At 58.9% G+C, this 21591-nt stretch carries 20 protein-coding genes; 18 read left to right on the top strand and 2 right to left on the bottom strand.

Annotated elements, in window-relative coordinates; translation table 11 throughout:
* Positions 1-6 precede the first annotated feature (6 nt).
* The 7 genes from nusG to rpoC all read left to right on the top strand — a co-directional run bounded on the left by nusG (position 7) and on the right by rpoC (position 11972).
* Positions 7-537, top strand: coding sequence for a transcription termination/antitermination protein NusG (gene nusG, locus PZ897_RS02530; RefSeq protein WP_275749716.1), 531 nt, complete (start codon positions 7-9; stop codon positions 535-537).
* Between the two features lie 197 nt (positions 538-734).
* Positions 735-1163: a 50S ribosomal protein L11 gene (rplK, locus tag PZ897_RS02525; protein ID WP_275749714.1), complete on the top strand. Its 429-nt coding sequence runs from the start codon at positions 735-737 to the stop codon at positions 1161-1163.
* Positions 1164-1167: 4 nt separating this feature from the next.
* Positions 1168-1866, top strand: a complete 699-nt coding sequence (gene rplA, locus PZ897_RS02520; protein WP_275749711.1) for a 50S ribosomal protein L1 — start codon at positions 1168-1170, stop codon at positions 1864-1866.
* Between the two features lie 334 nt (positions 1867-2200).
* Positions 2201-2719: a 50S ribosomal protein L10 gene (gene rplJ, locus PZ897_RS02515; RefSeq protein WP_275750123.1), complete on the top strand. Its 519-nt coding sequence runs from the start codon at positions 2201-2203 to the stop codon at positions 2717-2719.
* Positions 2720-2776: 57 nt separating this feature from the next.
* On the top strand, positions 2777-3148 hold the full coding sequence (rplL, locus tag PZ897_RS02510; protein WP_275749710.1) for a 50S ribosomal protein L7/L12: 372 nt from the start codon (positions 2777-2779) through the stop codon (positions 3146-3148).
* A gap of 258 nt (positions 3149-3406) precedes the next feature.
* Entirely contained in the window at positions 3407-7579 is a 4173-nt protein-coding gene (gene rpoB / locus PZ897_RS02505; protein ID WP_275749708.1) for a DNA-directed RNA polymerase subunit beta, read from the top strand.
* Between the two features lie 184 nt (positions 7580-7763).
* On the top strand, positions 7764-11972 hold the full coding sequence (gene rpoC, locus PZ897_RS02500; protein WP_275749706.1) for a DNA-directed RNA polymerase subunit beta': 4209 nt from the start codon (positions 7764-7766) through the stop codon (positions 11970-11972).
* A gap of 76 nt (positions 11973-12048) precedes the next feature.
* Here rpoC and PZ897_RS02495 read toward each other — a convergent pair whose 3' ends face one another.
* Together PZ897_RS02495 and PZ897_RS02490 are read right to left on the bottom strand one after the other, a co-directional pair.
* Complete coding sequence (locus PZ897_RS02495) at positions 12049-12513, bottom strand: DUF302 domain-containing protein (RefSeq protein WP_275749704.1); 465 nt, start codon at positions 12511-12513, stop codon at positions 12049-12051.
* A 211-nt stretch (positions 12514-12724) separates the two neighbouring features.
* Positions 12725-13021: a transcriptional regulator gene (locus PZ897_RS02490; protein ID WP_275749703.1), complete on the bottom strand. Its 297-nt coding sequence runs from the start codon at positions 13019-13021 to the stop codon at positions 12725-12727.
* A gap of 293 nt (positions 13022-13314) precedes the next feature.
* On the opposite strand from PZ897_RS02490, the gene PZ897_RS02485 reads away from it, so the two are divergent.
* The 11 genes from PZ897_RS02485 (at position 13315) to rpsS (ending at position 21590) form a co-directional block, all read left to right on the top strand.
* The gene (locus PZ897_RS02485) at positions 13315-13569 is read left to right on the top strand and encodes a GlsB/YeaQ/YmgE family stress response membrane protein (protein WP_275749702.1); all 255 of its coding nucleotides are present in this window, start codon (positions 13315-13317) and stop codon (positions 13567-13569) included.
* Between the two features lie 470 nt (positions 13570-14039).
* Entirely contained in the window at positions 14040-14411 is a 372-nt protein-coding gene (gene rpsL, locus PZ897_RS02480) for a 30S ribosomal protein S12 (RefSeq protein WP_275749701.1), read from the top strand.
* Positions 14412-14478: 67 nt separating this feature from the next.
* Positions 14479-14949: a 30S ribosomal protein S7 gene (gene rpsG / locus PZ897_RS02475; RefSeq protein ID WP_275749700.1), complete on the top strand. Its 471-nt coding sequence runs from the start codon at positions 14479-14481 to the stop codon at positions 14947-14949.
* A gap of 30 nt (positions 14950-14979) precedes the next feature.
* Positions 14980-17070: an elongation factor G gene (gene fusA / locus PZ897_RS02470; RefSeq protein WP_275749698.1), complete on the top strand. Its 2091-nt coding sequence runs from the start codon at positions 14980-14982 to the stop codon at positions 17068-17070.
* Between the two features lie 101 nt (positions 17071-17171).
* Entirely contained in the window at positions 17172-18347 is a 1176-nt protein-coding gene (tuf, locus tag PZ897_RS02465; protein ID WP_275749696.1) for an elongation factor Tu, read from the top strand.
* Positions 18348-18418: 71 nt separating this feature from the next.
* Positions 18419-18727 (top strand): 30S ribosomal protein S10, encoded by a 309-nt coding sequence (gene rpsJ, locus PZ897_RS02460; protein ID WP_003547547.1) that lies wholly within the window; start codon positions 18419-18421, stop codon positions 18725-18727.
* Positions 18728-18805: 78 nt separating this feature from the next.
* The gene (gene rplC, locus PZ897_RS02455) at positions 18806-19510 is read left to right on the top strand and encodes a 50S ribosomal protein L3 (protein WP_275749501.1); all 705 of its coding nucleotides are present in this window, start codon (positions 18806-18808) and stop codon (positions 19508-19510) included.
* Positions 19510-20130, top strand: coding sequence for a 50S ribosomal protein L4 (gene rplD / locus PZ897_RS02450; protein WP_275749499.1), 621 nt, complete (start codon positions 19510-19512; stop codon positions 20128-20130). The genes rplC and rplD overlap by 1 nt, the downstream gene beginning before the upstream one ends.
* The gene (locus PZ897_RS02445) at positions 20127-20420 is read left to right on the top strand and encodes a 50S ribosomal protein L23 (RefSeq protein WP_275749497.1); all 294 of its coding nucleotides are present in this window, start codon (positions 20127-20129) and stop codon (positions 20418-20420) included. The genes rplD and PZ897_RS02445 overlap by 4 nt, the downstream gene beginning before the upstream one ends.
* Positions 20421-20459: 39 nt before the next feature.
* Positions 20460-21296 carry a 50S ribosomal protein L2 gene (gene rplB, locus PZ897_RS02440; RefSeq protein WP_275749495.1) on the top strand — a complete coding sequence of 279 codons (837 nt, stop codon included), beginning with the start codon at positions 20460-20462 and terminating at the stop codon, positions 21294-21296.
* A gap of 15 nt (positions 21297-21311) precedes the next feature.
* A complete protein-coding gene (gene rpsS, locus PZ897_RS02435; protein ID WP_045648402.1) occupies positions 21312-21590 on the top strand; it encodes a 30S ribosomal protein S19 in 279 nt (92 codons plus the stop codon).
* Position 21591 lies beyond the last annotated feature (1 nt).

Here is a 21591-nt window from a genome sequence, read left to right as displayed (position 1 = left end):
GAAGACATGACTGCACGCTGGTACATCGTTCACGCCTATTCGAATTTTGAGAAGAAGGTTGCTGAATCGATTGAGGAGCAGGCGCGCCAGAAGGGCTTGAGCCATCTTTTCGAAAAGATTCTTGTTCCGGTCGAGAAGGTTGTCGAGGTTCGCCGTGGCCGCAAGGTTGATGCCGAGCGCAAGTTTTTCCCCGGTTACGTGATGGTTCGTGCCGACCTCACCGACGAGGCGTTTCACCTGATCAAGAACACGCCGAAGGTGACCGGGTTTCTGGGCAGCGATTCCAAGCCTGTTCCGATTCCGGATTCGGAAGCGGACCGGATTCTGACTCAGGTTCAGGAAGGTGTCGAGCGTCCAAAGCCGTCGATTTCCTTCGAGATCGGCGAGCAGGTTCGCGTGTCCGATGGCCCCTTCGCCTCGTTCAACGGAACCGTGCAGGAAGTCGACGAGGAGCGGTCGCGCCTCAAGGTCGAAGTTTCGATCTTTGGGCGGGCTACACCGGTCGAGCTCGAATACGGTCAGGTCGAGAAGGTCTGACAGGGTTTTGCCCGCTCCGCGGTTTCGACAAGAGATCGCGGGTCGGGTTTTGCATGGCCAGCGGGTCTGGTGATGCATTCGCGTGGGAGGCAAGCAGGCTGTAGCCGGTCTGTCTAACCGAACCACGCAACCGCAGCCGCCGGTTTTCCGGCACAAAGTGGCGCTACGGCGTCGCGACAACGAGAGGCAGAGAGACAATGGCTAAGAAAGTTGCAGGCCAGCTCAAGCTGCAGGTACCGGCCGGATCAGCGACACCGTCGCCCCCGATTGGTCCAGCACTTGGTCAGCGCGGCATCAATATCATGGAATTCTGCAAGGGCTTTAATGCCGCCACGCAGGAAATGGAAAAGGGCATGCCGATTCCGGTCGTCATCACCTACTACCAGGACAAGTCCTTCAACTTTGTCATGAAGAAGCCGCCTGTGACTTACTTCCTCAAAAAGGAAGCCAAGCTCAAGACGGGCTCAAAGTTGCCAGGCAAGGAAATTGCAGGTTCGATCACCCGTGATCAGGTCCGTACGATTGCTGAAGCAAAAATGAAGGACCTCAACGCCGCCGACATCGAAGGCGCGATGGCCATGGTTGAGGGCTCTGCCCGCTCCCTGGGCCTGGAAGTGACGGGATAAGATCATGGCCAAGATTGCAAAACGCATGCAGAAGGTCAACGAAGGCGTTGATCGTGACAAGTACTACCCGCTCGGCGAAGCCGTATCGATGATCAAGGAACGCGCCATCGCCAAGTTCGACGAGACCATTGAAGTCTCGATGAATCTCGGCGTTGACCCGCGTCACGCCGACCAGATGGTTCGGGGTGTGGTCAATCTGCCCAACGGAACCGGTCGGACCGTCCGCGTCGCCGTCTTCGCTCGTGGCGACAAGGCTGACGAAGCCCGTGCTGCCGGTGCGGACATTGTCGGCGCCGAGGATCTGGTGGAAATCGTTCAGGCGGGCACGATCGAATTCGATCGCTGCATTGCCACGCCTGACATGATGCCGCTGGTCGGCCGTCTCGGCAAGGTGCTCGGCCCGCGCGGCATGATGCCCAACCCGAAGGTTGGCACGGTAACCATGGATGTGACCGCTGCGGTCAATGCGTCCAAGGGTGGCGCGGTCGAGTTTCGCGTTGAAAAGGCCGGCATCGTGCATGCCGGCATCGGCAAGGCTTCGTTTGGTTCCGACAAGATCGAAGAAAACATCCGCGCCTTTGCTGATGCGGTCATCAAGGCCAAGCCTACCGGCGCCAAAGGCAACTACGTCAAGCGCGTGGCGATTTCGTCGACCATGGGCCCCGGCGTCAAGATTGATCCGTCGACGCTCAGCGTCGCCTGATTGCCAATTTCAGAAAACCGGAATCATCATCCGGTTTTCTTCAGTTTCCGGCCTTCGGGCCGGAAAGGTCCGGAAGAAATTCCGGGCTCCCTGTCCGAGATTGCGGGTGGTTCGCCTTAATCGTTAAGGCCTGCATGAGACGGGTACGATCCGTTGTTTGGAGCACATGCTCTTACGGTTCGAACCTCGCTTGCCTTGTGCCGCTGCCGATATTCGGTGTCGGTGTAAGGGGACAGGATCCTCAAGCGTCGCTTGTGGATTCGTTGAGAATCCCTTGTGGCAAAGGCAAACCCGGCAGGTGGTGCATGCATCATCTGCCAACTGGAGAAACGCAGTGGATAGAGCGGAAAAACGCGAATTCGTCGCGGAACTGAACGGCGTTTTCAAGAACGCAGGTTCGGTTGTCGTAGCCCACTACGCCGGTCTGACGGTTGCGCAAATGACCGACCTTCGGTCGCGCATGCGCACAGCCGGCGGCACCGTCAAGGTTGCGAAGAACCGCCTTGCCAAAATCGCTCTTCAGGGCACGGAGTCCGAAGCGGTCACAGACCTCTTCTCCGGTCAGACGCTCATCGCCTATAGCGATGATCCGGTGACTGCTCCAAAAGTCGCCATCGAGTTCACCAAGGTCAGCGACAAGCTGGTCATCCTTGGTGGCGCGATGGGGTCAACAATGCTCGACGCCGACGGGGTCAAGGCTTTGGCCACGCTCCCATCGCTCGACGAGCTGCGCGCCAAGCTGGTCGGTATGATTACCACGCCGGCAACGCGCATTGCCCAGATCGTCAACGCACCGGCGGGTTCCGTCGCGCGTGTCATCGGCGCATATGCCCGCAAGGACGAGGCTGCATAGGCAGACCTTCGCATAACTAGTCAAAACCGGTTCGAACCGAATACAAGGAATATGAAAATGGCTGATCTCGCCAAAATCGTGGAACAACTTTCCGCCCTGACCGTCATGGAAGCTGCAGAGCTTTCGAAGATGCTTGAAGAAACCTGGGGCGTGTCCGCCGCTGCACCGGTTGCTGCCGCTGCCGCTGCTGCTGCTCCGGCCGAAGCTGCTGAAGAGCAGACTGAATTTGACGTCATTCTCGCCGAAGCCGGCGCGAACAAGATCAACGTCATCAAGGAAGTCCGCGCCATCACCGGTCTCGGCCTCAAAGAAGCCAAGGATCTGGTGGAAGCTGCGCCAAAGGCAGTCAAGGAAGCCGTTTCCAAGGGTGAAGCTGACGACATCAAGAAGAAGCTTGAAGACGCTGGCGCCAAGGTCACCGTCAAGTAAGACGAAATTGCGTCCGGGGGCGGGGTTGCCTTGCCCCCGGATGTTTCTGGCGACGAACGGATTACCCAAAAGCCCGTCAAACGGCTTTTGGGTAATGGGTTCTTCAAAAGGATAGTCTTGAACCAGACTGCAAGGCACTCCGGCCACGCTGCTCTGGGAAATGAGACGAGATTGAATGAATTCATTTATATGACGGAGTCGCTTGGCCAGCGGCGATCGTCTGTTGCAGGCCCGGATGCAAATTGACAAGGAGCGACGATGGCTCAGACCCTTTCCTTCAACGGTCGCAGGCGCGTACGCAAGTTCTTCGGAAAAATCCCGGAAGTGGCGGAGATGCCGAACCTCATCGAGGTTCAAAAGGCATCCTACGACCAGTTCCTTATGGTGGACGAGCCGCTCGGCGGCCGGTCTGACGAAGGACTGCAAGCGGTTTTCAAATCGGTTTTCCCGATTTCGGATTTCTCGGGCAGCGCCATGCTGGAATTCGTGTCCTACGAGTTCGAAAACCCCAAATTCGACACCGAGGAATGCCGCCAGCGCGATTTGACCTATGCTGCGCCGCTCAAGGTGACACTGCGTCTGATCGTGTTCGATATCGACGAGGATACCGGCGCGAAATCGGTCAAGGATATCAAGGAACAGAATGTCTATATGGGCGACATGCCGCTCATGACGGACAATGGTACCTTCATCGTCAACGGCACCGAGCGGGTCATCGTGTCCCAGATGCACCGGTCGCCAGGCGTGTTCTTCGATCACGACAAGGGCAAGAGCCATTCGTCCGGCAAACTGCTGTTTGCTTCGCGCGTGATTCCTTACCGTGGTTCCTGGCTTGATATCGAATTTGATGCCAAGGACATTGTTCACGCCCGTATCGACCGCCGGCGCAAGATTCCGGCATCGTCGCTGCTTTTGGCGCTGGGCATGGATCCCGAGGAAATCCTGTCGACGTTCTACACCCATTCGGTCTACGAGCGTGATGGCGAAACCTGGCGGATTCCGTTCCGGCCCGAGACCCTCAAGGGTCAGAAGGCAATGACCGACATAATTGACGCCGACACCGGCGAGGTCGTTGTCGAATCAGGCAAGAAGCTGACGCCGCGTCTGCTCAAGCAGTTGGCGGATAAGGGTCTCAAGTCGATCAAGGCGACCGACGAAGATCTGGTTGGCTCCTATCTGGCTGAAGACATTGTCAATCCCGAGACCGGCGAAGTCTATCTCGAGGCCGGAGACGAGCTGGAAGTCACTGTCGACGCCAAGACCGGCGAGCGCAAGGGCAATCTGATTGATCTGATTGAAGCCGGCTATGACGACATCAAGGTGCTCGACATCGACCACATCAATGTCGGCGCCTATATTCGCAATACCCTGGCCGTTGACAAGAATTCGACCCGTCAGGAAGCCTTGTTCGATATCTACCGCGTCATGCGCCCCGGTGAGCCGCCGACCATCGAAACAGCCGAAGCCATGTTCAATTCGCTGTTTTTTGATTCCGAACGCTACGACCTGTCGGCCGTCGGTCGGGTCAAGATGAACATGCGCCTCGACCTGGATGCCGAAGACACGGTGCGCGTGTTGCGCAAGGAAGACATCGTCGCTGTGGTCAGCACACTGGTTTCGCTGCGCGATGGCAAGGGCGAAATCGACGACATCGACAACCTCGGCAACCGTCGGGTGCGCTCGGTCGGCGAACTGATGGAAAATCAGTATCGCCTCGGCCTGCTGCGGATGGAGCGCGCCATCAAGGAGCGCATGTCATCCATCGAGATCGACACGGTGATGCCGCAGGATCTGATCAACGCCAAGCCGGCTGCCGCCGCGGTGCGTGAGTTCTTCGGGTCCTCGCAGTTGTCGCAGTTCATGGACCAGGTCAATCCGCTCTCCGAGATCACCCACAAGCGCCGTCTTTCCGCGCTTGGACCGGGCGGTCTCACCCGCGAGCGCGCGGGCTTTGAAGTCCGTGACGTGCATCCGACCCATTATGGCCGCATCTGCCCGATTGAAACGCCGGAAGGCCCGAACATCGGTCTGATCAACTCGCTCGCCACATTTGCGCGCGTCAACAAGTATGGCTTCATCGAAAGCCCCTATCGCAAGATCAAGGACGGCGCGGTCACCAAGGAAGTGATCTATCTGTCGGCGATGGAAGAAGCGAAGTACTTCGTGGCGCAGGCCAATGCGGAGCTCAGCCCCGAGGGACATCTGGTCGATGAATTTGTCGTCTGCCGCCATTCCGGCGACGTGATGATGACGCCACGCGAAAACATCGATCTGATGGACGTGTCACCGCGCCAGCTGGTGTCTGTGGCCGCTGCCTTGATTCCGTTCCTTGAAAACGATGACGCCAACCGCGCATTGATGGGATCGAACATGCAGCGTCAGGCGGTTCCGCTGGTTCGCGCCGAGGCTCCGTTTGTCGGCACCGGCATGGAACCGGTTGTGGCCCGTGATTCCGGTGCTGCCATCGCGGCGCGCCGCGGCGGTGTTGTCGACCAGGTCGATGCGACCCGTATCGTGATCCGCGCCACCGAGGATATGGACGCCTCGCAGTCCGGCGTTGATATCTACCGGCTGCAGAAGTTCCAGCGGTCCAACCAGAACACCTGCATCAACCAGCGTCCGCTGGTCACCGTGGGTGACGTGTTGAACAAGGGTGACATCATTGCCGATGGTCCATCGACCGATCTCGGCGATCTGGCACTTGGCCGCAACGTGCTCGTCGCGTTCATGCCCTGGAACGGCTACAACTACGAAGACTCGATCCTTCTGTCCGAGCGCATCGTTTCCGACGACGTGTTCACCTCCATTCACATCGACGAGTTCGAAGTGATGGCGCGTGACACCAAGCTCGGGCCTGAGGAAATCACCCGGGATATTCCCAACGTTTCGGAAGAAGCGCTGAGAAACCTCGATGAGGCCGGCATCGTCTATATTGGTGCCGAAGTTGCGCCTGGCGATATCCTCGTCGGCAAGATCACGCCAAAGGGTGAAAGCCCGATGACGCCGGAAGAAAAGCTTCTGCGCGCCATCTTCGGTGAAAAGGCCTCCGATGTCCGCGATACGTCGATGCGGATGCCGCCGGGAACCTATGGCACGATCGTGGAAGTTCGCGTTTTCAACCGCCACGGCGTTGAAAAGGACGAACGCGCCATGGCCATCGAGCGCGAGGAAATCGAGCGCTTGGCCAAGGACCGCGACGACGAGCAGGCTATTCTGGACCGGAACGTCTATGGCCGCCTGTCGGACATGATCGCCGGCAAGGTCGCGATCGCCGGGCCGAAGGGCTTCAAGAAGGGCTCCGAAGTCAGCGCCGACACGATTGGGGACTATCCGCGTTCGCAGTGGTGGATGTTCGCTGTCGAGGACGAAAAGCTGCAGGGCGAAATTGAAGCGCTGCGTGGCCAGTACGACGATTCCAAGAAGTTGCTCGAAAGCCGCTTCATGGACAAGGTCGAAAAGGTTCAGCGCGGCGACGAACTGCCGCCTGGCGTGATGAAGATGGTCAAGGTTTTTGTCGCTGTGAAGCGCAAGATCCAGCCGGGCGACAAGATGGCCGGCCGTCACGGCAACAAGGGTGTGGTTTCCCGCATCCTGCCGTGCGAAGACATGCCGTTCCTTGAAGACGGAACCCATGTCGACATCGTGCTTAACCCGTTGGGCGTGCCGTCGCGCATGAACGTCGGCCAGATCCTTGAAACCCACCTCGGGTGGGCTTGCGCCGGTATGGGCAAGAAGATCGGTGCGATGCTGGACGCCTACAATGCCGGGGCCGATATTCAGCCTTTGCGGGACACCATCGACAGCGTCATCGGAACAGGCCCGAAGGGCGAGCCGATCAAGCAGTACGATGATCCTTCGATCGTCCTGCTGGCCGAGCAGACACGCCGTGGCGTGTCGATCGCCACACCGGTGTTTGATGGCGCGGTCGAGGCCGACATCAACATCATGCTTGAACAGGCAGGTCTTGATGTCTCGGGTCAGTCGACGCTCTATGACGGGCGGACCGGCGAAACCTTCGACCGGCCGGTGACCGTGGGCTATATCTATATGCTCAAGCTCAACCACCTGGTCGATGACAAGATCCATGCCCGGTCCATCGGTCCGTACTCGCTGGTCACCCAGCAGCCGCTGGGCGGTAAGGCGCAGTTTGGCGGTCAGCGTTTCGGGGAAATGGAGGTCTGGGCGCTGGAAGCCTATGGCGCTGCCTACACCCTGCAGGAAATGCTGACGGTCAAGTCGGACGACGTGGCCGGCCGTACCAAGGTGTACGAAGCCATCGTGCGTGGAGACGACACCTTCGAGGCCGGTATTCCGGAGAGCTTCAACGTGCTTGTCAAGGAAATGCGTTCACTTGGCCTCAACGTCGAACTGGAAGCCAACAAGATCGATGCGGTCACCGATCATGACCAGTTGACGGACGCGGCTGAATAGAGCCTGGAAGGCGCGGGGGACTTGAAGTTCCTCGCGCCATCATCCTTCCCGCCGGTTGCGGGCAGGAGATGCTTCCGCGATTGGCGCGGTGAACACGAATTTCAGGCGATGGTCTGTTGCCGGGGGTCAGCCGGCGCCGGCGCCGTCGCAAGCCAAGGGCGAACAGCCCTTAAAGGAGACAGGCATGAACCATGAGGTCATGAATCTTTTCAACAACGCCGTCCCGGCGCAGACGTTCGATTCCATCCGGATTTCGATCGCCAGCCCGGAGAAGATTCTTTCCTGGTCCTTCGGCGAAATCAAAAAGCCGGAGACGATCAACTACCGTACCTTCAAGCCCGAGCGCGATGGTCTCTTCTGCGCGCGCATCTTTGGTCCGATCAAGGATTATGAATGCCTGTGCGGCAAGTACAAGCGCATGAAGTACAAGGGTGTTATCTGCGAAAAGTGCGGCGTCGAAGTCACGTTGTCACGCGTTCGGCGCGAGCGCATGGGCCATATCGAACTGGCAGCGCCGGTTGCACACATCTGGTTCTTGAAGTCGCTGCCCTCGCGCATCGGCACGCTGATGGACATGACGCTCAAGGATATCGAGCGGGTTCTCTACTTTGAAAATTACATCGTCACCGAACCGGGCCTGACCTCGCTCCAGGAGAATTCGCTTCTCTCCGAGGAAGACTACATGGTTGCCGTCGACGAATTCGGTGAAGATTCCTTCACTGCAATGATCGGTGCGGAAGCGATCTATGAAATGCTGGCGTCGATGGATCTCGATCGCATCGCCGGCGATCTGCGCACCGAATTGGCTGCCACGACGTCTGAGCTGAAGTCGAAGAAGCTGATGAAGCGTTTGAAAATCGTCGAGAGCTTCATCGAATCCGGCAACAAGCCGGAATGGATGATCATGAAGGTTGTTCCGGTGATCCCGCCGGATCTGCGGCCGCTGGTGCCGCTGGATGGCGGCCGGTTTGCCACCTCCGACCTCAACGATCTGTATCGTCGTGTCATCAACCGCAACAACCGCCTCAAGCGGCTGATCGAACTGCGCGCACCCGGCATCATCATCCGCAACGAAAAGCGGATGCTGCAGGAAGCCGTTGACGCCTTGTTTGACAACGGCCGCCGCGGCCGCACCATCACCGGTGCCAACAAGCGTCCGCTGAAGTCATTGAGCGACATGCTCAAGGGAAAACAGGGCCGTTTCCGCCAGAACCTTCTCGGCAAGCGCGTCGACTATTCCGGCCGGTCGGTGATCGTGACCGGTCCCGAGCTCATGCTGCACCAGTGCGGTCTGCCCAAGAAGATGGCGCTCGAGCTGTTCAAGCCGTTCATCTATGCCCGTCTTGACGCCAAGGGCTATTCCTCGACCGTCAAGCAGGCCAAGAAGCTGGTGGAAAAGGAAAGGCCGGAAGTCTGGGATATCCTCGATGAGGTGATCCGCGAGCATCCGGTGCTGCTTAACCGCGCGCCAACCTTGCACCGTCTGGGCATTCAGGCTTTCGAACCGATTCTGGTCGAAGGCAAGGCGATCCAGTTGCATCCGCTCGTCTGTACCGCCTTTAACGCCGACTTTGACGGCGACCAGATGGCCGTTCACGTGCCGCTGTCGCTCGAAGCCCAGCTTGAAGCCCGCGTGCTGATGATGTCGACCAACAACATCCTGCACCCGGCAAACGGGGCACCGATCATCGTGCCGTCTCAGGATATGGTGCTGGGTCTGTACTATCTCTCGATCCAGGCCGAGAACGAGCCGGGGCAGGGGATGGTGTTCTCCGATATGGGCGAACTGCACCACGCGCTGGAAAGCAAGATCGTCACCCTGCACACCAAGATCAGAGGTCGTTTCAAGACGGTCGATGCTGAAGGCAAGCCTGCATCGAAGGTCTACGAAACCACGCCGGGTCGCATGATCATCGGCGAACTCTTGCCTCGCAATGCCAATGTGCCGTTCGACACCTGCAACCAGGAAATGACCAAGAAGAACATTTCCAAGATGATCGACACCGTCTACCGTCACTGCGGTCAGAAGGACACGGTGATTTTCTGCGACCGGATCATGCAGCTTGGTTTTGGCCATGCCTGCCGCGCCGGCATCTCGTTCGGCAAGGACGACATGGTAATCCCGGCCACCAAGGCGAAAATCGTTGGCGACACCGATTCCCTGGTCAAGGAATACGAGCAGCAGTACAATGAGGGTCTCATCACCCAGGGCGAAAAGTACAACAAGGTTGTCGACGCCTGGGGTAAGGCGACCGAAAAGGTTGCCGATGAGATGATGGCGCGCATCAAATCCGTGGAGTTCCACGAAAATGGTCGCCAGAAGCAGATGAACTCGATCTACATGATGAGCCACTCCGGTGCGCGTGGTTCGCCAAGCCAGATGCGTCAGTTGGGCGGCATGCGCGGCCTGATGGCCAAGCCGTCGGGTGAAATCATCGAGACGCCGATCATCTCGAACTTCAAGGAAGGTCTGACCGTGAACGAGTACTTCAACTCGACTCACGGTGCACGTAAGGGCCTTGCCGACACCGCGCTGAAGACCGCCAACTCGGGTTACCTGACCCGTCGTCTGGTCGACGTGGCGCAGGACTGCATCGTCACCCACGTCGATTGCGGTACCAAGGAAGGCCTGACCATGACGGCAATTGTCGATGCCGGCCAGGTGGTCGCGTCGATTGGTCAACGGATCCTGGGCCGCACCACGCTGGACGACATCAATCATCCGCTCACCGGTGACCTGCTGGTCAAGGCTGGCTCGACGGTTGATGAAGCCCAGGTGCTCGAGATCGAGGCCGCCGGCATTCAGTCGGTCCGCATTCGTTCGCCGCTGACCTGCGATATCCAGACCGGAATTTGCGGAACCTGCTACGGACGCGACCTTGCTCGCGGGACGCCGGTCAACATCGGTGAAGCTGTCGGTGTTATCGCCGCCCAGTCGATCGGTGAGCCCGGTACCCAGCTGACCATGCGTACCTTCCACCTTGGCGGCACCGCCACGGTGGTGGACACATCGTTCCTGGAAGCCTCCTATGAAGGTACGGTCCGGATCAAGAACCGCAACATGCTGCGCAACTCCGATGGCAACCTGATTGCCATGGGCCGCAGCATGGCGGTGCAGATCCTCGACGAAGCCGGTACGGAACGGTCTTCGCAGCGGGTTGCTTACGGATCGAAGATCTATGTCGATGATGGCGATGCGGTCAAACGCGGCCAGCGCCTGGCCGAGTGGGATCCCTACACGCGTCCGATGATGACCGAAATCGAAGGCACCGTCGAATTCGAAGACATCGTTGACGGCATTTCGGTTCTTGAGGCAACGGATGAGGCGACAGGCATCACCAAGCGTCAGGTTATCGATTGGCGTTCAACGCCGCGTGGCGCCGATCTCAAGCCGTCGATCATCATCAAGGACAAGGATGGCGAGATTGCCAAGCTGGCTCGTGGGGGCGAAGCGCGCTTCCAGTTGTCAGTGGATGCAATTTTGTCGGTCGAACCCGGCGCCAAGGTCAGCCAGGGCGATGTTCTGGCGCGTGTCCCGCTTGAAAGCGCCAAGACCAAGGACATCACCGGTGGTCTGCCACGGGTTGCGGAATTGTTCGAGGCCCGTCGTCCGAAGGATCACGCCATCATCGCCGAGATTGATGGCACCATCCGCTTCGGTCGCGACTACAAGAACAAGCGCCGCATCCAGATCGAGCCGGCTGAAGATGGTCAGGAGCCCGTCGAATATCTGATTCCGAAGGGGAAGCCTTTCCACCTTCAGGATGGCGACTATATCGAAAAGGGCGATTACATCCTCGACGGCAATCCGGCGCCGCACGACATCCTGGCGATCAAGGGCGTGGAAGCTCTTGCCTCCTATCTCGTCAACGAGATCCAGGAAGTCTACCGGTTGCAGGGCGTTCTGATCAACGACAAGCACATTGAAGTGATTGTCCGGCAGATGCTGCAGAAGGTCGAGATCACCGACTCCGGTGATTCCGTCTATATCGTCGGAGACAATGTCGACAAGATCGAGCTCGACAATGCCAATGACCGTCTGATCGAGATGGGCAAGAAGCCGGCATTCGGCGTGCCGGTTCTGCTTGGCATCACCAAGGCCTCGCTGCAGACCCCGTCCTTCATCTCGGCGGCGTCGTTCCAGGAAACCACCAAGGTGCTGACTGAAGCTGCGGTTGCAGGCAAGGTCGATACACTGCAGGGCCTGAAGGAAAACGTCATTGTTGGTCGTCTGGTGCCGGCCGGTACCGGTGGCACCATGACCCAGATCCGACGCATCGCCACGGCGCGTGACGATCTGATCCTCGATGAGCGTCGCAAGACCTCAGGCGCGGAGACCGCGGCGCCGATGCTGACCAAGATGACATCGGAAGAGCCCACGCCTGCCGAATAGACGGAAAGCGTGAGACTACAGAATCAGGCCGCCTTTCGAGGCGGCCTTTTTCGTTGCGGGTCTGGAGGGGACGGCGTTACTGCGACGCCGCATCGGTCAGTTTGCCAAGCGCTCCGGCCATGGTGTCGAACGCCTGGTCCGCGCCTTCAACATCGTACCGCTGCTTGAGTTCGGCCGGATCGAGATAGCCGATGCGCGTCTCACCTTGGTCATCCCAGATCAGCACCCGGTTTGGCAGATCGAGGCCGGTGCGGGGAGCAGCCTGCAGGATCGGTGTCCCGATTTTCGGATTGCCGAACATCACCAGTGTCATCCCGGCCAATTCGGCATCAAGACGCCGGGCGCCGGCGGCGTGGTCAACACGGGCGAAGACCGTGGCTCCGGCCTTCTCCACCGCCGCCACCAGCCTGTCGGCGGTTTGCTCCACCGAAGCGGTGCTGGTCTTGACGATCCAGCCGTCATCGGCCCGGGCCGTGACGCTGGTTGCGGTCAAAAATGCGGCCGCAGCGAGTGCGGCACTCAGTGTTCTGGACAGTTTCATAGGTTTGCGGTCTCCCGGTGGTTGCATCTCGCGATGTCAACGACTGAAGCCATTCCGGGTTCCATGCGGTCCCGGGCTCCATGCGGCTCTGCCCCGCCCGGTGCCGGCCTGGTAGCCCGCGAGTGCGCCCAAAGCCGCGACCATCCGGTTGAGGCCTCTGCCGGAAACGACCTGCCTGATCAGGCGGCACCAATTCAGCCGAAGGCCGTGTTCACTCGAAGGCAATGATTGCGACTTCGCCCTCAAGAGCGCCCTGATAGGCGGACGCGTGCGGTTCTTCGTCCGGCATTTCGCTCATCAACCCGATCTGGTCGAGATCCGCCTCCGCAAATCCCTTTGCCGTCAAGGCGTCGAGGCACAGCCGCACGGCGGTGTCTTCGTCAGGTGCTGTCAGCATGACGTGGAGCGGACGCTTGTCACCGTCTTTTTCCAGGCTGACCTGGCCGATGATAATGAAGACGGCTGGCGATTCCCCGTCGACACGTCCGTTGTCATTGTCTGAGTTCATCGGTCGTCCTTTCCGGCGTGAGGTTCAGCGGCTGTTTCCCATGTCGCAACGCAGAACGCAACGCGGGCTCTGATTCTATCAACCGATCATGCCGGTCACGGGCATGCAGCCAGGCGGAGCACGCCATGCTCCCTCAAGGTTGAGCTTGCGGTTCGGCAGTCTTTCTGGTTTGCTCCAGTTGACGGGGCGCGGCGGCGGGAACCGATGTGACTGGTTCTTGAGACGCAATCTCTTTCGATCTGTACTGAGCGCCTCTGTGGGAGCAATATGACAAGGGAAGGGGAGTAGCTATCATGGGTATTCAGGGTCTTATCATTTTCCTGCTCATTGGTGCGGTAGCGGGGTGGCTGGCAGGCGTGATCATGAAGGGCTTCGGCTTCGGATTGATCGGCAACATTGTTGTCGGCATCGTCGGCGCTTTTGTCGCCGGGCTGGTCCTGCCGATGATCGGGGTTTCCATCGGTGGCGGCATCCTCGCATCGATCATTCATGCCACCATTGGCGCCGTGATTTTGCTGTTTCTTGTCGGGCTTGTGCGAAGAGCCTGATTCTGGCGCCCGTTGTGCGGATCAACCAGCAAGCCGCGGGATTGAACAAGCACGTGATTCTGCCGTCGGCCTGGCTCTGAGCCGTGCGGCCAGTTGCGGCGGGACATTAAACACCGCAGAGGCGACGGATGGCGCAACAATCCGTCGCCGGATGGCTGATCAGGGCCATGTGCCCGATCAGATGCGTTTATTTTACCCTTGGTCTTGACGACTTGCAGGGAAATCAGTAGTTAGCAGCCACCGAGACCGATGTGAGGCGCTTTTCTTCGGGACGACACGTCCTGAAAGTTGCCTCAAACAAGGTTTCTGACTGCACTGTGAACCGACAATGCTGCACGCATGACACCGTAATTTGTGTCCTCTGCTTTACTGGGCCTTCCGGCGGAGCTGGATCGGTCCCTGTTTTGCGCTTGCGGTTTGCGGGCTAGGTGCCTGAGAGGGCGAAACATGAGTTCTAAAGGGATGGTTACATGCCAACTGTAAACCAGCTGATCCGCAAGCCGCGCCAGGCGCCGGTCAAGCGCAACAAGGTTCCTGCGCTGGAGCAGAATCCGCAAAAGCGCGGTGTTTGCACCCGCGTGTACACCACGACCCCGAAGAAGCCGAACTCGGCGCTTCGTAAGGTCGCAAAGATCCGTTTGACCAACGGCTTCGAAGTGATCGGATATATTCCGGGTGAAGGTCATAACCTTCAGGAGCACTCCGTGGTCATGATCCGCGGCGGTCGCGTCAAGGACTTGCCCGGCGTGCGGTACCACATCGTCCGTGGCGTTCTCGATACCCAGGGCGTCAAGAACCGCAAGCAGCGCCGCTCGAAATACGGCGCCAAGCGTCCGAAGTAATTGTGTCGGCTGGTCGCGCGCAAGGTGCGGCTGGTCGCTTCGACCCTTCAGTTGAAAGACGAAAAGTATGTCACGACGTCATAGTGCAGAGAAGCGTGAGATCAACCCGGATCCGAAATTCGGCGACTTGGTCCTGTCCAAATTCATGAACGCCATTATGATGCACGGCAAGAAATCAGTTGCCGAGCAGATTGTTTACGGAGCGCTGGACCAGGTGGAGGCCCGTTCCAAGTCGGAGCCGGTTCCCCAGTTTCACCAGGCGCTTGAAAATGTTGCTCCGCACGTGGAAGTCCGCTCCCGCCGTGTCGGTGGCGCAACCTATCAGGTTCCGGTCGATGTCCGCCCCGAGCGCCGTCAGGCTCTGGCCATTCGCTGGCTGATTGCCGCCGCGCGCAAGCGGAACGAAACCACCATGGTCGAGCGCCTTTCGGGCGAACTCATGGATGCGGCCAACAATCGCGGCAGCGCGGTCAAGAAGCGGGAAGATACCCACAAGATGGCCGACGCCAACCGCGCATTTTCGCATTACCGCTGGTAATCAGCGAACAAATATCGAAAGGCATCCAAGATGGCCCGCGAATACGCAATCGAAGACTACCGAAATTTTGGTATCATGGCGCACATCGACGCCGGCAAAACCACGACCACCGAGCGCGTGCTGTATTATACCGGCAAGAACCACAAGATGGGCGAGACCCATGATGGCGCCTCCACCATGGACTGGATGGAGCAGGAGCAGGAGCGCGGCATCACCATTACGTCGGCCGCCACAACGACGTCCTGGAAGGGCCGCAACGGCAAGACCGTGCGTTTCAACATCATTGATACGCCCGGCCACGTCGACTTTACCATTGAGGTAGAGCGGTCATTGCGCGTGCTCGATGGAGCGATTGCGCTGCTCGACGCCAATGCCGGTGTTGAGCCACAGACCGAGACCGTCTGGCGTCAGGCGGACAAGTACAATGTTCCGCGGATGATCTTCTGCAACAAGATGGACAAGGTCGGCGCCGATTTTTATCGCTCGGTGTCGATGATCAAGTCCCGGCTCGGGGCGATTCCGGCTGTCATGCAGCTGCCGATCGGCGCTGAGACCGAGTTTGTCGGTGTTGTTGATCTTGTCGAGATGAACGCGCTGGTCTGGCGTGATGAAGCGCTCGGCGCCCAGTGGGACATCGTTGAAATCCCGGACGATCTCAAGGAGAAGGCTGCGGAGTACCGCGAATTGCTCATCGAGACCGTCGTCGAAGCCGACGAAGCTGCCATGGAGCGGTATCTGGAAGGCACGATGCCTGACAATGACGAAATCCGCGCCCTGGTTCGCAAGGGCACGCTTGCGGTTCAGTTCTTCCCGATGTTCTGTGGCTCGGCCTTCAAGAACAAGGGCGTTCAGCCGCTTCTCGATGCTGTTGTCGACTATCTTCCGAGCCCGGCTGAAGTGCATGCCATCGAAGGCATCGACGTCAAGACCGACGAGCCGACCACCCGCGAGGCAACCGATGAGGCGCCTTTGTCGATGCTCGCCTTCAAGGTCATGAACGACCCGTTCGTCGGATCGCTGACCTTTGCCCGGATCTATTCCGGCAGGCTCGAAAAGGGCCAGTCGGTGATGAACACGGTCAAGGAAAAGCGCGAGCGCGTTGGCCGTATGTTGCAGATGCACTCGAATTCCCGTGAGGATATCGAGGTCGCATTTTCCGGTGACATCGTTGCACTGGCGGGCCTCAAGGAAACCACCACTGGTGATACCCTGTGCGATCCGCTCAATCAGGTCATTCTCGAGCGCATGGAATTCCCTGAGCCGGTGATCCAGATTGCGATCGAGCCGAAGACCAAGGGCGACCAGGAAAAGATGGGTCTCGCACTCAACCGCCTGGCGGCTGAGGATCCTTCGTTCCGCGTCAAGACCGACGAAGAATCCGGTCAGACCATCATCGCCGGCATGGGCGAGTTGCACCTCGACATTCTGGTTGACCGGATGCGTCGCGAGTTCAAGGTCGAGGCCAATGTCGGTGCGCCGCAGGTTGCCTACCGTGAATCGATCACCAAGGCCTACGAAGCCGATTACACCCACAAGAAGCAGTCGGGTGGTTCGGGTCAGTTTGCACGCGTCAAGATCCGGTTCGAGCCGAACGATGAGAACGACGAGTTTATCTTCGACACCAAGGTTGTTGGTGGCTCGGTGCCCAAGGAATACATCCCCGGCGTCCAGAAGGGCATCAACAGCGTGATGAATTCCGGACCGCTTGCAGGTTTCCCGATGCTTGGCATCAAGGCAACCCTGCTGGACGGCGCCTACCACGATGTGGACTCGAGCGTCCTCGCCTTTGAGATCGCCGGTCGCGCCTGCTTCCGCGAAAATTCAAAGTTCATGGGGCCTCAGCTGCTTGAGCCGATCATGTCGGTGGAAGTGATTACGCCAGAGGACTACGTCGGTGACGTGATTGGTGACCTGAACTCCCGCCGGGGACAGATCCAGGGACAGGAAATGCGCGGCATCGCTGTTGTCGTCGCTGCTCATGTGCCGCTGGCCAACATGTTCAAATATGTCGATACGCTGCGCTCGATGTCTCAGGGCCGTGCACAGTACACCATGACATTTGATCATTACTCACCGGTCCCGTCGAATGTCTCCGAGGAGATTCAGGCGAAGTTCGCTTAATTTTCCGGATAGCCGGGCTCGCGCTCCAGAGCGCAGGCCCGGCCCGGATACCAAAACTGTAATTTGCCCGTGACGGGCTGAATGAGAATGGAGAGCCGAAGATGGCAAAGGGTAAGTTCGAGCGCAATAAGCCGCACGTTAACATCGGCACGATTGGTCACGTTGACCACGGCAAGACATCGCTGACGGCTGCGATCACCAAGTATTTTGGTGATTTCAAGGCCTATGACCAGATTGATGCGGCGCCGGAAGAGAAGTCGCGCGGCATCACCATTTCGACCACCCATGTCGAGTATGAGACCGAGAACCGCCACTATGCCCACGTCGACTGTCCGGGCCACGCCGACTATGTCAAGAACATGATCACCGGCGCTGCACAGATGGACGGCGCGATCCTGGTTGTCTCGGCGGCCGACGGCCCGATGCCGCAGACCCGCGAGCACATTCTGCTGGCGCGCCAGGTTGGCGTTCCCTCGCTGGTGGTGTTTTTGAACAAGATCGACCAGGTTGACGATGAAGAGCTGCTCGAGCTGGTCGAGATGGAAGTGCGCGAACTGCTGTCGTCCTATGATTTCCCAGGCGACGACATTCCGATCACCAAGGGCTCGGCGCTTGTTGCGCTCAACGATGGCGACAAGGCCATGGGCGAGGACGCGATCCGCGCGCTGATGGCTGCAGTTGACGATTACATTCCGACGCCAGAGCGTCCGATCGACCAGCCGTTCCTGATGCCGATCGAGGACGTGTTCTCGATCTCGGGCCGCGGCACGGTTGTCACCGGCCGGGTTGAGCGCGGCATTGTCAAGGTTGGCGAGGAAATCGAGATTGTCGGCATCCGTGACACCCAGAAGACGGTGTGCACCGGCGTTGAAATGTTCCGCAAGCTGCTCGATCAGGGCCAGGCCGGCGACAACATCGGCGCGCTGCTGCGCGGCGTTGGCCGTGAAGACGTCGAGCGTGGCCAGATCCTGTGCAAGCCGGGTTCGGTCAAGCCGCACACCAAGTTCACGGCGGAAGCCTATATTCTGACCAAGGAAGAGGGTGGCCGTCACACGCCGTTCTTCACCAACTACCGTCCGCAGTTCTATTTCCGCACCACCGACGTGACGGGCATTGTGACGCTGCCGGAAGGCACGGAGATGGTCATGCCTGGCGACAACATTTCGGCGGAAGTGTCGCTCATCGTGCCGATCGCGATGGAAGAAAAGCTGCGCTTCGCCATCCGTGAAGGCGGTCGTACCGTCGGCGCCGGCATCGTCGCAACGATCATTGAATAACAAACTGGGTTAGGGCGCATGGTCCGGAGGTTCCGGACCATGCGGTTCTCACACAAGCAAGGACAAGTCGAATGAACGGCCAGAACATCCGCATCCGCCTCAAGGCGTTTGACCACCGGATCCTTGATGCCTCCACGCGTGAAATCGTGTCGACGGCGAAACGGACCGGCGCAAGCGTACGTGGCCCGGTGCCGCTGCCGACACGGATCGAAAAATTTACGGTCAACAGGTCGCCGCACATCGACAAGAAGAGCCGCGAACAGTTCGAAATGCGCACTCACAAGCGTCTGCTCGATATTGTTGATCCGACTCCCCAGACGGTAGATGCGCTTATGAAGCTGGATCTCGCCGCGGGTGTTGATGTGGAAATCAAGCTTTAAGGCCCAAAGCCTTAAATGCAGGGAACGAGGCATGAAGGGGTTCCGCCCCGACAGGCTCATCTCAAGAGGAATGAACCGATGCGTTCAGGTGTGATTGCACAAAAGTTGGGAATGACGCGGGTCTACAATGACGCCGGCGAGCATGTCCCCGTAACCGTCCTGCGGATGGAAAACTGCCAGGTTGTGGCCCAGCGGACAGAAGAGAAGAACGGCTACACTGCTGTTCAGCTCGGCGCTGGCGTTGCCAAGGTGAAAAATACGTCGAAGGCCATGCGCGGCAACTTCGCCATTGCCAATGTCGAACCCAAGGCCAAGCTGGTCGAGTTTCGTGTAAGCGCGGACAACCTGATCGATATCGGTTCCGAGATCACGGCTGAGCATTTCATTGCCGGTCAGTTGGTCGATGTTTCCGGCATCACCCAGGGTAAGGGCTTTGCCGGCGCCATGAAGCGTCACGGGTTTGGCGGTCTGCACGCTTCCCACGGCGTTTCGGTCTCGCACCGCTCGCACGGCTCTACCGGTTCCAACCAGGATCCGGGCAAGGTCTGGAAGGGCAAGAAGATGGCCGGCCACATGGGTCAGACCCGCGTGACCACGCAGAATCTCGAAATTGTCTCGACCGATGTCGATCGCGGCCTGATCCTTATCAAGGGCGCGGTCCCGGGTTCCAAGGGCACCTGGATTGTCGTTCGTGACGCCGTCAAGTCCGGTATCCCGGCTGATGCGCCTCTCCCTGCAGCGCTTCGCGCAGCAGCCACCGTATCGAATGAGGGAGCCGAATAATGGATCTCACCGTCACCACACTCGAGGGCAAGGCCGCAGGAAAGATTTCACTTTCCGATGCGATCTTCGGTCTCGACCCGCGCCAGGATCTGATCCAGCGCGTCGTGCGCTGGCAGCTTGCCAAGAGACAGCAGGGCGGTCACAAGACCCTCGGCCGATCTGAAGTCTCGCTCACCGGCGCCAAGATGTACAAACAGAAGGGCACAGGCCGTGCTCGTCACCACGCTGCAAGCGCGCCGCCGTTCCGCGGTGGTGGCCGGGCTCATGGTCCGGTTGTTCGCAACCATTCCCACGACCTCAACAAGAAGGTTCGTGCGCTCGGTTTGCGTCATGCGCTTTCGGCCAAGGCCCTGGCTTCCGACATCATTGTCATCGACAATCTGACGGCGAACGAAGCCAAGACCAAATCGTTGACCGGTTCGCTGGCAAAGCTGGGGCTGACGAATGCCCTGTTCATCGGCGGCTCCGAGCTGGACAACAATTTCCGCCTTGCGGCCAAGAACATTCCGAATGTGGATGTCCTGTCGGTCGAGGGTATCAACGTCTATGACATCCTGCGCCGTGGCAAGCTTGTCTTGTCCAAGGACGCGGTTGCTGCTCTGGAGGAGCGCTTCAAATGACGGATCTTCGCCATTATGATGTAATCGTCTCTCCGGCGATTACCGAAAAGTCGACCATGGTGTCTGAGCAGAATCAGGTTGTCTTCAATGTCGCCCGCCATGCTTCCAAGCCTGAAATCAAGGCTGCGGTTGAAGCGTTGTTCGGTGTCAAGGTTACGGCAGTCAACACACTGCTGCGCAAGGGTAAGACCAAGCGCTTCCGCGGCATCGCCGGTCGGCAGACAGATGTTAAAAAAGCGTATGTGACGCTCGCCGAAGGTCAGTCGATCGACGTCTCCACCGGTCTGTAAGGGTCGCGCGGGAACAAGCCCCCAAAAGGGAACAGGAAAATGGCACTGAAAAGTTACAATCCGACGACCCCGAGCCAGCGTCAGCTGGTCATCGTTGATCGTTCGGGTCTTCATCGCGGAAAGCCGGTCAAGTCTTTGACCCAGGGTCTCCACAACAAGGGTGGCCGCAACAACGCCGGCCGGATTACAGCCCAGTCGATCGGCGGCGGTCACAAGCGCACCTATCGTTTGGTTGATTTCAAGCGTCGCAAGTTCGACGTCGAAGCCACCATCGAGCGTCTTGAATACGATCCGAACCGGAGCGCATTTATCGCACTGATCACCTATGCTGATGGCGAGAAGTCCTACATCATCGCGCCGCAGCGTGTGACGGCCGGTGACAAGGTGATTTCCTCGGACAAGGCAGTGGATGTGAAGCCCGGCAATTGCATGCCGCTTCAGTTCATGCCGGTCGGCACGATCATTCACAACATCGAGATGAAGCCTGCCAAGGGCGGCCAGGTGGCACGCTCGGCTGGCGGCTATGCTCAGCTGGTCGGTCGCGACCAGGGCATGGCGATCCTGCGCCTCAACTCGGGTGAGCAGCGTCTGGTTCAGGGCGCCTGTCTTGCAACCGTCGGGGCTGTCTCCAATCCCGATCACGGCAACATCAACGACGGCAAGGCCGGTCGGACACGCTGGAGAGGCAAGCGTCCGCATGTCCGCGGCGTTGCGATGAACCCGGTCGATCACCCGCACGGCGGCGGCGAAGGCCGCACCTCGGGTGGCCGCCATCCGGTCAGCCCCTGGGGCAAGCCGACCAAGGGCAAGCGCACGCGCTCGAACAAGTCGACCGACAAGTTCATCATGCGCTCACGCCATCAGCGTAAGAAATAAGAGAGGAAGTCTCCAATGGCTCGTTCAGTATGGAAAGGTCCGTTTGTTGACGGCTATCTTCTCAAGAAAGCTGAGAAGGTTCGCGAAGGCGGCCGCAATGAAGTGATCAAAACCTGGAGCCGCCGCTCCACCATCATGCCACAATTTGTCGGCCTGACCTTCGGCGTCTACAACGGAAGCAAGCATATTCCGGTCAATGTGTCCGAGGACATGGTCGGTCAGAAGCTTGGCGAATACTCCCCGACGCGGACCTATTATGGCCACGGCGCCGACAAGAAAGCGAAGAGGAAGTAAT

Origin of the sequence: Hoeflea sp. YIM 152468, from assembly GCF_029210485.1 — a bacterium.
Classification (GTDB): Bacteria; Pseudomonadota; Alphaproteobacteria; order Rhizobiales; family Rhizobiaceae; genus Hoeflea.
This window is presented reverse-complemented; position numbering and strand designations above follow the sequence as displayed.